This is a genomic window from Devosia sp. 2618 (assembly GCF_040546815.1).
GTDB lineage: Bacteria > Pseudomonadota > Alphaproteobacteria > Rhizobiales > Devosiaceae > Devosia.
Genome location: NZ_JBEPOO010000001.1, coordinates 278428 through 291165, shown reverse-complemented (window position 1 = coordinate 291165; position 12738 = coordinate 278428). Strand labels below are relative to the sequence as shown.

Here is a 12738-nt window from a genome sequence, read left to right as displayed (position 1 = left end):
GCGCGTGATGGGTAATCTGGTGGGGGTCTATGCCATCTGGTTGCGCGAGGTAAAACGCTCGCTGCGCGATCGAGGACAGCTCATTGGCGGCATCAGCCGTCCCCTGCTCTGGGTGCTGATCCTGGGCATCGGGCTCAATCCCTATTTCCGCGCTGAAGTGTTCGGCCAGGTACGCTTCGCCGTACCTTACACCTATTTGCAGTTCATCTTCCCCGCAGTGATCGTACTTAACATCATGTACACCGCCATCCAGTCGGCGGTTTCGCTGATCTCCGACCGCGAATTCGGCTTCATGCGCGAGATCATGGTCTCGCCTAAGCCACGCTGGGTGATCCTTTTGGGCAAGGTGCTGGGCGGCGCCACCGTCGCCATGCTCCATGGCTGCATTGTGTTGTTGCTGGCCCAGTTCACTGATGTGAGCCTGCGGTTGACCGATCTTGTCCTCGGCCTCGCGCTGATGTTTCTGCTCGCCTTTGGCCTAACTTGCCTCGGCATCGTCATCGCCAATCGGGTGCGCAGTTTTGAGGGTTTTGGTGTTTTTTCCAACGCTGTCATCCTGCCGCTTTATTTCACCTCCAGCTCGATTTTCCCGCTCGATCCCGCCTTGAGCGGCGCCCAGACCCGCGTGCTCTATCCCGAATGGCTGGTGCTCCTGGTGCAATACAATCCGATGACCTATGCGGTGGACTGTTTCCGCGGAGTCTTCATCAATTTCAACCAGTTCGACCCGCTGCGCGGCCCCCTGATCATGATTGTCATCGCCATCGTCTTCTTTCTCGTCGGCCTGCGTGACTTTACCCGCATGGGCAAGAGCTGACACCGTGACCACCACCTTCTCCAAAGACGAGCGCCCGCGCTGGCTTGGCAACCTGGTTGGGGCCATCGTCGTGCTGGTGCTTTTTGCCGGGATCTATCTGCTGCCCCCCGATACCTCGCTCGCCGAGCTCGAGCGCAACGGCTACCTGCGCGCCTGCGTGCCGCAAAACTATCCGCCTCTGGTCCAGCCGAATGCCGATCTTCCCGGCTTTGAAATCGAGTTGCTGCAGGATGTCGCCGATCGCCTTGGGGTCCGCCTAGTGCTCAACACCAATGCCGCCATTGGCCGCGAGCTCAATCCGCGTAACTGGCAAGTCAGCCGCGCCAATTGCCAGATCATCGGCGGTGGCATCGTCGACAATGCCACTATCCGCAGCTTTCTTGACACCACCCCGCCGCATCTCGAAACGGGCTGGGTGGTGCTTTCGCCCGGAGACGATGAGCCAAGCCTCCAGGATCAGCGCGTCGGTGTCTATGTAGGCATTACCGGACGCGACCGCATCCAGCTCAGCCGCCTGCTGCGCGATCAGCAGGCCCAGATCAAGCTAGTCAATGCCCCCGACAAGCTAGTCGCCGACATGAAAAATGGCGGATTTGATCTGGTAGTCACCGAGGCGCTGATAGGCGGCGCCATCGCTGCCGAACACGGCTGGACCGCCCGATGGCTACCCGGCGACACCCACGACTCGATCGCTTTCGGGCTATGGAAGGGCGACCTCACCCTGAAGCGCCGCATCAACGCCATCATCACAGATCTGCAGCACGAAGGCCGCTTCACCCAACTCGCCGCCCGCTACGGCGTTGCCGCCATCCCCGGCGACAACTGAGCCAACTACGTCGCCACTCCCGTTTCCACTCAAGGCCCAGCATGTTTGATCTGCAGCGTTTTTTTGCGACCTCCGGCCAGACGCTGGCCTATAGCATTTTCGCAGGCCTTTTGGTCATTTCCATTCACGGTTGGGCGCTCGCCTTCATGTCGCGAACGCTGGGGGATCGCGGTCCACAACATGACGGCCGCCTAACGTTCAATCCGCTGGTGCATTTCGATCTGGTTGGCACGTTCTGCGTCTGTCTGGCCCAAATAGGCTGGATCAAGCCGATACAGATCGACGTCACCCAACTGCGCTTTGGTCGCGCCAGCATCTGGATGGTCACTGCCGGCAGCCTGCTCATCCTGGTGTTTTCTGCCAACCTGGCGTGGCAGCTGCGCCCGATGCTGGTGCGCCACTTTCCTGGCGGCATGCCCGCAGTGGTCGCGGTCGGCGTGCTTGAAGCCTTCGGCAAAATCAGCATTTCTTATGCGCTGTTCAACCTCATCCCTTTACCCCCCTTTTCCATGGGGCACTGGATCGCAGCTTTTCGTTCCATCCCCTCCTATCGCCTCAAGCACTACTGGCTCTGGTTGACCATGGCTCTGGGTTTGATCATCGCCACCGGTCTCCCTCGTCTCGCCAATCCATTCGTGCACTATCTACAAAACATTCTGCTCTTCAATTGGTAGTACTTACGGGACAATTCTACAGCTATGCACGCCGCGCCAAGTTGTGAGGAAGGGCTGAGGCAAACCTTGTTGAACGAGGTGACTTCGGTGCTGCGCGGGTGATTTGCTAATGATTTCAATGGGGGTGCTCAGTCGCTGTGCTTGACTGTGCTAGCCTGGGATCAGGCTTCGCGGAAATCAACCGCAACAAAAAACCCCCGGTTTCCCGGGGGTTTGAAATGGTAGCGAAGCCCAGATTTGAACTGGGGACACACGGATTATGATTCCGCCGCTCTAACCAACTGAGCTACTCCGCCCCAAGGGGCACGCGGGTTTCCCCGGCGACTTGCACTAACTAAGTTTAGCGGGCTTGCCTGTCAAGCGCCAGCCTTAGCACTTTCAACCAACGTTTATGATGCAGCGATGGCGTCGCGCACCATAGCAAGGTCGGCCTCGAACTTGATGGCTTCGCGGGCGCGGCCTTCGGCATCGGGAATGCGCAGCAGATAGGACGGGTGGTTGGTGACATAAACCGTTGTTCCGTCTTCTATTTTCAGCGATTCGCCGCGCAGTTTGCCGACGGTGACGGACTTGCCCAAAAGGCTTTGCGCGGCGGTGGCGCCGAGGGCGACGATGATCTTTGGTTTGACTAAATCACGTTCGAGGTTGAGCCAGAATTTGCAGGCCTGCACCTCGCCCGCGTCGGGTCGCTGGTGGATGCGGCGCTTGCCGCGTGGCTCGAATTTGAAGTGTTTGACGGCATTGGTGACATAGACCCGGCTACGGTCTATCCCGACTTTGGCGAGTGCCTCATCGAACACCGCGCCGGCCGGGCCGATGAAGGGTTTGCCGGCGAGATCTTCCTGGTCGCCGGGCTGCTCGCCCACGAACATCACATCGGCATGTTCGGGGCCTTCACCGAACACGGGCTGGGTGGCGTGTTCAAAAAGCGGGCAGCGTTGGCAGGTTTGGACGGCAGAGCGGACGTCCGTCAGAGACTTGATATCGCTTCGCTTTTCCTCAGCAATTTCACGGGCAGCCTGACGCAGATGGCGCGATGGCGGCTGGCTGGCGGCGCGTTCGATCATCGATTTTTCGGCTTCGCGGGCGCCGCGAATGAGGGGAGCGATGAGTTCGGCTTCGGGGAGATTGCGCCAGTATTTGACCGGCATTTCCGATTTCATCATCGCGACCTTGAGGCGGGCGGGATTGAAGATAGAGGAGAAATAAGTCTTCCAGTCACCCTCGACGGCATCGTCCTGCGGCACGTCGGACTTGCGGCCACCAGGGCCGAAGGCAATGCTTTCGCCGTCCCAGAAGGCGGAGGCATAAGGCGTGATGATGGCCCACATCATGCCATCGAAGCGGCGGGCGAAAAACGGCGCGGTGAGTTCGAGGCAATAGTGATCGGGCTCGAACCAGGCGGCGAAACGTTCGAGGCCGCTATCATCGACGATGGATTTGAAGCGCACGAAGGCCTTCATCTTGTGACTATCACGACGGACCGCAGCGGCCCATTTCGTTAACAGACTGTTATCATCGAGCACCGCATTGCCCAGCAATTGGTTATCACTTTGCAGTTGCCAGAGCAGCCGATAGAGCACAGAAAACCGCGCGGGATCGCTGTGACAGATGGCTTGCGCCGCCAGATCGAGGAACTGTCGCGGCACGGACCCGACGGGACCCGATGCGGCTGGCAGGGGTACTTCTTCGACATCGCCGAAAAGACCTCCCGCTTCGCCCACCATACGCCACTCGACCTGTTCAGGGGATAATCCGGCGGCCAGAAGCTGGCGCGCCTTGCCGCGCCATTCGGCAAAATCATTGAGCGCTTGCACCCGCACGATGTGCATCAGAACAGGCTCAATTGTTCCGGCTGCGGCGTCAGCCGGGCGCGCAGCCTTTGATCGTCGGTAAGACCACCCGGCGTCCAATCTTCGGTTTCGATGAAGGGCCGCACCTTGTCGATGCTGCCGGCAATGCGCGCCACGTCGTCGAGCCGCAGCCGATGGTGTCGGCGGGTGGTGATGATGCGATCAATGCTCTTGGTGCCAAGCCCCGGCACACGCAGCAGCATTTCGCGATCGGCGCGATTGACGTTGACCGGGAAGCGCGCCCGGTTACGCAGCGCCCAGGCAAGCTTGGGATCGATGCTGAGATCGAGCAGGCCCCCTTCCCCGCCCGAGATGATTTCGGGCACGTCAAAGCCGTAAAAGCGAATGAGCCAATCGGCCTGATAGAGCCGGTGCTCGCGCATGAGCGGCGGAGCGCGCAGCGGCAGGCGCGAACTGGCATCGGGGATGGGCGAAAAGGCCGAGTAATAGACGCGGCGCAGCTTGTAGCCGGAATAGAGCCCGGCGGCGCGATTGAGAATGGCGCCATCGTCGGCCCCATCGGCCCCGATGATCATCTGGGTGGACTGGCCGGCGGGGGCGAATTTGGCGGGCTTTGCCTTGGACTTGAGATCGGGCTTTGCCTCATCGAGCTTGCCGCGCACGCGGGCCATTGCAGTGCGGATTTCGCTGGGCTTTTTCTCGGGCGCGAGGGCTTCCAGGCCGAGGTCGGTGGGCATTTCGATATTGGTCGACAGCCGGTCGGCCCAGCGCCCCGCTTCGGTCAGCAGCTCGGCTGTGGCATTGGGGATGACCTTGAGATGGATATAGCCGGCAAACTTGTGGTCCTGTCGCAGCGAACGCGCGACTCGGACCAGTTCTTCCATCGTGTAATCGGGCGAGCGAATGATGCCGGAGGAGAGGAACAGGCCTTCGATATAGTTGCGCTTGTAGAAATCGAGCGTCAGGCGCACGACTTCCTCGACGCTGAAGCGGGCGCGTTCGACGTTTGAAGACGAGCGATTGACGCAATAGATGCAGTCGTAGACGCAAAAATTGGTCAGCAGGATTTTGAGCAGGCTGATGCAGCGCCCGTCCGGCGCATAGGAATGACAAATCCCGCTCCCTTCGGTCGAGCCAATGCCGCCGGTGCCCGCACTATTGCGCTTCTCCGAGCCGCTGGAGGCGCAGGACGCATCGTATTTTGCCGCATCGGACAGGACAGCAAGTTTGCGGCGAAGCGTGAGGGCTGCCATTTCGTTCCCTTTATGTTCATGTGCAGGGATAGCGCATCTGGCGGGGGGATGCATGGCAAAAAGACATGTGTCGGGTTTTGTGATCGGATTGTGCCACGCCCTCGTGGTTCGAGGCTCGTAAGAACTCGCACCTCACCATGAGGGCTACTGGTGGCTTGTCGGGGCCTTCACTTCGCCCTGAGGGGACAGGGAGTTAGGCCGGCGGATGTGTGAACTTGGACGCCTATTCACAGCGTCCTTTCCGCGATGCCAAAGTCGACACCCTCCCCCTTGAGGGGAGGGATCAAGCGAGGGGGTGAGCCACGCACACCGCATTCTCGGAGAAATACCCCTCCCTATGAAGACCTTTTTCAAATGAGCAAGAGTGCGCTGAGGTTCACCTCTCCCCTGAGGGGAGAGGTCGGCGTGTAGCGCCGGTGAGGGGTTCAGGGGTTGGTGGAGGCAGAGTGGTCGTTCAGAGATTGAACCCCTCACCCCAACCCTCTCCCCTCAGGGGAGAGGGGGCAGCATCGCGTTCGCTCATCGTTCATCGCTCATCGTTCAAAAATCGACACCAGTCTGTTGGGATTGTCAGTCTGCACAAACCCAGCGCATTGCTCTACATCTTGTCTCAACAGCGGCGCGGCAATCGCGCCCCAGCAGGAGACAATCACCATGACGCTCGAACTCGGAGGCATCCATCACCTCACGGCGGTTACCGCCGAGGCCAAGAAGAACCTGGCTTTTTATACGCAGACGCTGGGCATGCGGCTGATCAAGAAGACCGTCAATCAGGACGACCCCACCGCCTATCACCTGTTTTACGGTGATGGCGTCGCTTCGCCCGGCGCGGACCTGACCTTCTTTGATTTTGACGCGGCCCGCGAACAGCGCGGCAACCATACGGTGAGCCGCACTGGTCTGCGTGTCGATAGCGAGGAGAGCCTCAACTGGTGGAAAGAGCATCTGCAGAACAACAATGTCGGCACTTCGGCGATCAAGGATCGCAATGGCCGGCTGTCGCTCGATTTCGAGGATTTCGAGGGTCAGCGTTTCCGCATGGTAATCGACGAGGTCAACAAGGTCGTGCCCTGGGCAAAGTCGCCTGTGCCGGCTGAACGGCAGATCATCGGGCTGGGTCCGATCTCGATGTCGGTGCCGCGGCTTGACCGGACCGAGGCCGTGCTGACGCAGGTGATGAACATGCGCAAGGTGCGCTCGTACCCTGCCGCCAATGGCAATGCCGAAACCCATGTCTTTGAGATGGGCCCCGGCGGTCCGGGCGCTGAGGTGAACGTGGTGGTAGACCCAAGCCTGAGCCCTGCCCGGCCCGGCGCTGGTGGCGTGCATCACGTGGCATTCCGCACGCCGGATCAGGACAGCCTGCGCCAATGGATCGATCGGGTGACCAAGGCCGGTATCCGGTCGAGCGGGGAAGTCGAGCGGTTCTATTTCACCTCACTCTACTTCCGCGAGCCAAGCGGCATCCTGTTCGAGATTGCCACCGACGTGCCCGGCTTTGCCGCCGACGAACCGATGGAAACGCTAGGCGAAAGCCTGGCGCTGCCACCTTTCCTCGAAGGTCGCCGCGCCAGCATCGAGGCCAACCTCAAGCCGCTCGTCTAACAGCGAACATGGGTTATCAGCGATAGCCAGACACCCTCGGACCTCCGTCCGGGGGTGTTTTGCCTTGGGCGCCTGTGAGTACAATTATGGTAAATTGAATACTAATGAGAATTCTTCCGGCAACACAAAAGAAACCAAGTGCGCTCAACCCAATCAACTTGGAAGTACCAGACCCCATCCTTCAGCTTAAATTAGGGTCTTGGCTGCTTAGACTGACACCTAGGTAGAATTTCGCCTCGATCCGTTCTGTGAACCTAGCGCCGCGAAAGGTCTTGTTCCAATGGCTGCAGATGATCCCATCTCACCCGAGATCCTGTCGCAAATGCTGATGCGGATGTTTGAATTCGCGCCAGTGGCCATGGCCATCACGACCAGCCACAAGGCGGACTCGCGCTATGTGAAGGTCAACGACGCCTATTTGAAGCTGACGGGCTACAAATGGGACGACATCAAGCAACGCGAACTGGCCGCATCTGGATCGGCCATCAACAGTCCGGCGCGCGACGAGCGCCGCCGCCTGCTCGACGTCGAAGGGGCATTTCGCTTGCAGGAAGTCGATATCAAGCATGTCGATGGCACCGTCATTCCGACATTGATCTCGGCGCAGCGCACCGAAATCGGCGAGCAATCCTACGACATCGAAATCATCATCGACATTTCGGCGCGCGTCAGGCTGCAGACCGAACTCGATCAGGCGCTGATCCAGGCTGCGCGCACCGACGCTTTGACCGGCCTGCCTAACCGCGCCTCCTACGACGATTTTATCGGTCGCAAACTGGCGCATGACAATGCCTGCGTGCTGCTGGCCTTCATTGATCTCAACGGCTTCAAGACCATCAACGACACGCGCGGCCACGCCTTTGGCGACAAGGTGCTGCAGCATGTCGGCGCTCGCCTGCGCGACAATTGCCGCAGCAGCGACTTTGTCGGGCGGCTCGGCGGCGACGAGTTCGTGGTGGTGCTGCAATTGCCAAGCGGCGGCGCAGCATCGGCTTTCCCGGCCTTTCATCGCATGATGAAACACGCCTTTGAGCCCATGATGATCGACGGCGAAGTGGTGCGCGTGGGGGCGGCGATCGGTACCGCCGCATTCGATCCCGCCAATGATACCGCCGAAACTTTGCTCAATCGGGCGGACCGCTGCATGTATGAGGCCAAGTCGACCGGCGACATTTTCCACGTTGTTTCTGACGCCGACCTGTCAACCGCGCAAATCGAACGCGTCCGGCAGTGCGTCGGGTAGGCTGTGGTTGCAGACAGATAAAAGGCGGCATGCTGTGAGCGTGCCGCCTTTGTCGTTTTAGTTGGCAGATGCCGTGTCGGGCTTGAGCGAAGCGGCAGCTTTGACCAGCTGGATGAACTCGCTGCGATAACCGTTTTCATCGGCGCCGCGACCCGAACGGGCCAGCGCTTCGATCTCGGCCCAGGTCATCGAGCCACCGTAGTTGCTGTCTTTGATTTTCTGGCCAAAGGCCGCCACTGCGGCGGCAAAGCGCATGTCATCGCTGACCTCGGAAATATTGTCATAGACCACGCTTGGCGTGACGGCCTGCTCGATCAGCTGGCTGACATCGCTGTCGGGCAGCTTGTAGCGCATGCGCAGGAACGCGATTTCGTCGCCTGCCGCAGTCGGTTCATTGGCGGTCTGGCCGTAACGCAGCGGGTCGACCAGTTCTGCGCCCGAGCCGGCGGGGGTGATTTCGTAGATCGCGGTGACCGTCGTGCCCGCGCCGACATCGCCGGCATCGACCTTGTCATTGTTGAAGTCTTCGCGGTTGAGCGCGCGGGCTTCATAGCCGATCAGGCGATATTCGCTGACCAGAGCCGGATTAAACTCGACCTGGATTTTGACGTCCTTGGCGATCATGTGCAGCGTGCCGCCCATTTCCTCGACCAGCACCTTTTGTGCCTCGCGGAAGCTGGAAATGTAGCTGGCATTACCATTGCCGTTCTGGGCCAGAGCCTGCATCGTGGCGTCGTCGAGATTACCCTGCCCGAAGCCGAGCACCGATAGCGTCACGCCGCTATCGCGCTTGGCCTTGATGAAGTCCTTGAGCTTGGCGGGATCGTCGATGCCGACATTGAAGTCGCCGTCGGTGGCGAGGATCACCCGATTGGTGCCGCCCACGACCTTGGCCTGTTCGGCCAGTTTATAGGCCAGCTCGATGCCCTCGGAACCCGCCGTGCTGCCGCCAGCCGACAGCTGGTCAAGCGCGGCGAGGATTTCGGCTTTTTTGGTGGCGACGGTTGGCTCCAACACGACGCCAGCCGAACCGGCATAAGCGACGATGGACACCGTGTCATTGCCCGAGAGCTGATCGACCAGCAGGCTAAAGGCGCGCTTGAGCAGGGGCAGCTTGTCGGGTGCGTCCATCGAGCCGGAGGTATCGATCAGGAACACCAGATTGCTCGGCTTGTCTTCGCCAGCGACGGGCACATAACCCTTGATGCCGATCTGCAGCAGCTGCGTCTTGGGGTTCCACGGTGTCGGATAGACCGCCATTGTCGGCTGGAACGGCACCTCGGCGCTTTGCGCGGCGGGGTAGTCGTAGGGGAAATAGTTGATTAGCTCTTCGATGCGAACGGAGTCCGGCGCGGGCAGATAGCCCTCTTCCAGCAAGCGGCGGGCATAGGAATAGCTGGCCGTATCGACGTCGAGCGAGAAGGTCGACACGGGGTCACTGGCCACCACCTTGAGGCGCTGCTCGTCAAAGCTGGTGAACTGGTCACCATCTGGCTGCGGGCGCTGGATGGCCATGGTTTCCGGCAGCATGACGCCCTGTGGCGCAACGCGGTTCATCACCGATGGAGCGGCCATCGGCGCCGGGCGCAGAACCTGTGGCGGCGTGGCCATATCGGCCATCGGGGCTTGCTGGGCCGGCTCGGCGGCAACCTGCGCTTCATCGGCAGCTTGGCCGGCCAGATTGTTCACTTCCGCCTGCGGAATGGGCTCGGGTGCCGGGGCTGGCGTCGTCGCGGGGCGTGGTGGCGGCGGGGGCGCGACGGCGATGGTTTCCTTGGCAGCCGCCTCAGGCGCTTCGATTGCGATTGGGGCCGGCGCAATCGGCGCCGGGGCGATTGGTGCTGGAGCGACGACGGGTTCAGCCAATTCTTGACGCTCGGCCACGCTCTGTGCGGGCGTCATGGAGGTTGAGGAATAGAGCTGATAGCCAAGCGGCAAAACCACCAGCGCAATGGCGACGGTTCCAATGGGAATACGCATGTCCATGATCGATTTCCCTTTCAAGGAAGTGATGATGGAACTGAGACGCTGACCCCAGATGTTTCCTTTGGGAGCGGTTTCAACTTTCTTCTGGCAGGCTTCGAACGCGGCCATTCCGGCCAGCATGGCGCGTTTCTTCGCCTCGGCGCGCGGGTCTGGCGCGCCACCTTTGAGGGCGTTGAACGGATCGTTTGGCATGTCGTTGCTCATAGCAGCCCCCTCAGGGTCTTGCGTGCCTCATGCACATGATAGGAGACCGTGGCCTCCTTGATGCCCATGATTTCGGCCGCCGCCGCATGGCTCAATTCCTCCGCGTAAACCAGCAGCACCGCGTCGCGCTGCTTTTCCGGCAAGTCCCGCACCGCCGCCCAGAGTTGACGGCTGGTGGCCGCCTCTTCCTGATCGGGTGGATGATCTTCGGGCGATATTTCGGCATAGGCATCGGCATATTTGCCGCGCCGCTGCCCGGCCCGCTGCATGTCGCGCACCGTGTTGAGCGTGATGCGATAGACCCAGCTCGAAAACGCCGAACGCCCATCGAACCCGGCAATGGCACTGCCGAGTTTGACGCAGACATCCTGCGCCACATCCTCGGCATCGCTGCGATTGCCGCACCACTTCCAGGCAGTGCGATGGATCAGGTCGTAATGATCCTCGATCAGCTCGCCAAAAGCCTGCGCGTCGCCATTTTGGGCACGGGTAACCAGCGCCCGCGTGATCGCGGCCGTTACCTCAACCGGTCCTGCGGCAGTCAGTCCCATCACCGAAGCATGCACCTGTGCCTACCTATAGTCGCACCTTAGTGGTAAGACGCCGTGGCGTACCCAGTCCTTGGGTGTCATCCGCAGATTTTTTTGAAAGCCGTTCCCATGGTCGAACAAGACAAACAAAGTCCCTTCGCTCTCAACCGTGGCCGGATCTTGCTGCTGGTTCTGGGCGCCGTTCTGGTGGTGATCGCCATTTCGACCTCGCTGGGCGGGATCAATGCGTATCAGTCCCTGCGCGAAGCCAATGCGGCAGCCACCACCGCAACGCCTGAGCAGGTGCCGGACGTGGCACCAGCGAACTAAGAACCGCCCCCACGCACCGCCGCTTCCCTCGGGCTTGACCCGAGGGCCAATCGCCGCTTGTGCAGGGTTGAGAGTGGCCCGCGGATCAAGTCCGCGGGCAGCGATTGTGGGTGGGAGAGTGTGTGCCCCTCAGGCCGCGAAGACCTGTGGCACGGCTTCGGCAATAAAGCCGCCGCCCCAGACTTCCGAGGTTGCCGTGTCGTCGGCGTAGAACACGCAGGCCTGGCCGGGGGAGATGCCGTATTCGCCCGATACGAGCGTCACGAACACATCATCACCCTGCATCTGGATCACGGCGGGCTGTGGGCCGCGCGTCGAGCGCACTTTGACCTCGACCGGCGCGCCATTGCCGGCGCTCAACTCGGCCAGCGGCGTGCCGCCGAGCCAGTTGACGTTGCGCAGGCGCACGGTGTGGGTCTTGAGCGCTTCGCGCGGACCGACGATCACCCGGCCGGTCTTGTGCTCGAGCTTGATGACGTAGAGCGGCTCGGCCGCTGCAACGCCCAGGCCCTTGCGCTGGCCGATGGTGTAATTGACGATCCCCTCATGGCTGCCCAGCAAACGGCCATCAAGATGGACGATTTCGCCGGTGGCGACCGCTTCGGGATGCATCTTGCGGATGATGTCGGCATACTTGCCCTGCGGCACGAAGCAGATGTCCTGGCTGTCGTGCTTTTCGGCGATTTCGAGGCCCATTTCGCGGGCTAGCTCGCGCACTTCGGCCTTGCCCATGCCGCCAAGCGGAAAGCGCAGATAATCGAGCTGTTCCTGCGTGGTGGCAAACAGGAAATAGGTCTGGTCGCGCTCGGCATCGACCGGGCGGAACAGCTGGCGACGGCCATCATCGCCGAGGCGGGACTGCACGTAGTGGCCCGTGGCCAGAGCGTCGGCCCCAAGGTCCTGCGCCACCGCCATCAGGTCGACGAACTTGACCGACTGGTTGCAGGCAATGCACGGCACCGGCGTTTCGCCCTGCTGATAAGCATTGGCGAAGGGCGCGATGACCGACTTTTTGAAGCGCTCTTCATAGTCGAGCACATAGTGCGGGATGTTCAGCGTTGCGGCCACGCGGCGCGCATCGTGAATATCCTGACCGGCACAGCAGGCACCCTTGCGATGGGTGGCTTCACCATGGTCGTAAAGCTGCAGGGTAACACCGACGACGTCATAGCCCTGGCGAGCCAACAGCCCGGCGACGACCGACGAATCCACGCCCCCCGACATCGCGACAACAATGCGCGTGTCTTCGGGACGCTTGGCAAAATCAAGCGAGTTCAACATTTTCCTCTATCCGGTTGGGTTCAAGGGCCAGCGGACGAATAACAGCGCGCTGCATACGCCTTTCCGGTTTGCCTCGCAACATTTGCCCGGCAGCTTTTGCCGTTGGGACAAACTCACATTGTCGACAGGACTAGCATCGGGCTGCCAAGGCTTTGAAATCATGGGGCTTTGCCGC

Annotated in this window: 11 protein-coding genes and 1 tRNA gene; 6 read left to right on the top strand and 6 right to left on the bottom strand. The window is 60.8% G+C overall.

Annotated elements, in window-relative coordinates:
* Positions 1 to 7 precede the first annotated feature (7 nt).
* Genes ABIE28_RS01420 through ABIE28_RS01410 form a run of 3 tightly spaced genes read left to right on the top strand, consistent with a single transcriptional unit; the run spans position 8 to position 2317 of the window.
* On the top strand, positions 8 to 817 hold the full coding sequence (locus ABIE28_RS01420; RefSeq protein WP_354059435.1) for an ABC transporter permease: 810 nt from the start codon (positions 8 to 10) through the stop codon (positions 815 to 817).
* A gap of 4 nt (positions 818 to 821) precedes the next feature.
* A complete protein-coding gene (locus ABIE28_RS01415; protein ID WP_354059433.1) occupies positions 822 to 1643 on the top strand; it encodes a substrate-binding periplasmic protein in 822 nt (273 codons plus the stop codon).
* A 41-nt stretch (positions 1644 to 1684) separates the two neighbouring features.
* Complete coding sequence (locus tag ABIE28_RS01410) at positions 1685 to 2317, top strand: site-2 protease family protein (RefSeq protein ID WP_354059431.1); 633 nt, start codon at positions 1685 to 1687, stop codon at positions 2315 to 2317.
* Between the two features lie 219 nt (positions 2318 to 2536).
* Here ABIE28_RS01410 and ABIE28_RS01405 read toward each other — a convergent pair.
* From ABIE28_RS01405 to ABIE28_RS01395, 3 genes are all read right to left on the bottom strand, one after another.
* Positions 2537 to 2613: transfer RNA gene (locus tag ABIE28_RS01405), tRNA-Met, on the bottom strand.
* Positions 2614 to 2706: 93 nt separating this feature from the next.
* Positions 2707 to 4149, bottom strand: a complete 1443-nt coding sequence (locus ABIE28_RS01400; protein ID WP_354059429.1) for a UdgX family uracil-DNA binding protein — start codon at positions 4147 to 4149, stop codon at positions 2707 to 2709.
* Positions 4149 to 5384 (bottom strand): putative DNA modification/repair radical SAM protein, encoded by a 1236-nt coding sequence (locus tag ABIE28_RS01395; protein ID WP_354059427.1) that lies wholly within the window; start codon positions 5382 to 5384, stop codon positions 4149 to 4151. Before ABIE28_RS01395 ends, ABIE28_RS01400 begins: the two co-directional genes overlap by 1 nt.
* A gap of 654 nt (positions 5385 to 6038) precedes the next feature.
* Here ABIE28_RS01395 and ABIE28_RS01390 point away from each other — a divergent pair.
* Together ABIE28_RS01390 and ABIE28_RS01385 are read left to right on the top strand one after the other, a co-directional pair.
* On the top strand, positions 6039 to 6989 hold the full coding sequence (locus tag ABIE28_RS01390) for a ring-cleaving dioxygenase (RefSeq protein WP_354059425.1): 951 nt from the start codon (positions 6039 to 6041) through the stop codon (positions 6987 to 6989).
* A gap of 280 nt (positions 6990 to 7269) precedes the next feature.
* A complete protein-coding gene (locus ABIE28_RS01385; protein ID WP_354059423.1) occupies positions 7270 to 8232 on the top strand; it encodes a GGDEF domain-containing protein in 963 nt (320 codons plus the stop codon).
* Between the two features lie 57 nt (positions 8233 to 8289).
* Here ABIE28_RS01385 and ABIE28_RS01380 read toward each other — a convergent pair whose 3' ends face one another.
* Both ABIE28_RS01380 and ABIE28_RS01375 read right to left on the bottom strand, forming a co-directional pair.
* On the bottom strand, positions 8290 to 10422 hold the full coding sequence (locus ABIE28_RS01380) for a vWA domain-containing protein (RefSeq protein ID WP_354059421.1): 2133 nt from the start codon (positions 10420 to 10422) through the stop codon (positions 8290 to 8292).
* On the bottom strand, positions 10419 to 10931 hold the full coding sequence (locus ABIE28_RS01375; RefSeq protein ID WP_354066379.1) for an RNA polymerase sigma factor: 513 nt from the start codon (positions 10929 to 10931) through the stop codon (positions 10419 to 10421). The genes ABIE28_RS01380 and ABIE28_RS01375 overlap by 4 nt, the downstream gene beginning before the upstream one ends.
* A 150-nt stretch (positions 10932 to 11081) precedes the next feature.
* Between ABIE28_RS01375 and ABIE28_RS01370 the strand changes: the two genes are divergently transcribed.
* On the top strand, positions 11082 to 11282 hold the full coding sequence (locus ABIE28_RS01370) for a hypothetical protein (RefSeq protein ID WP_354059419.1): 201 nt from the start codon (positions 11082 to 11084) through the stop codon (positions 11280 to 11282).
* Positions 11283 to 11411: 129 nt separating this feature from the next.
* On the opposite strand, the gene mnmA is transcribed toward ABIE28_RS01370, so the two are convergent.
* Positions 11412 to 12563 (bottom strand): tRNA 2-thiouridine(34) synthase MnmA, encoded by a 1152-nt coding sequence (gene mnmA / locus ABIE28_RS01365; protein ID WP_354059417.1) that lies wholly within the window; start codon positions 12561 to 12563, stop codon positions 11412 to 11414.
* Between the last annotated feature and the right edge of the window lie 175 nt (positions 12564 to 12738).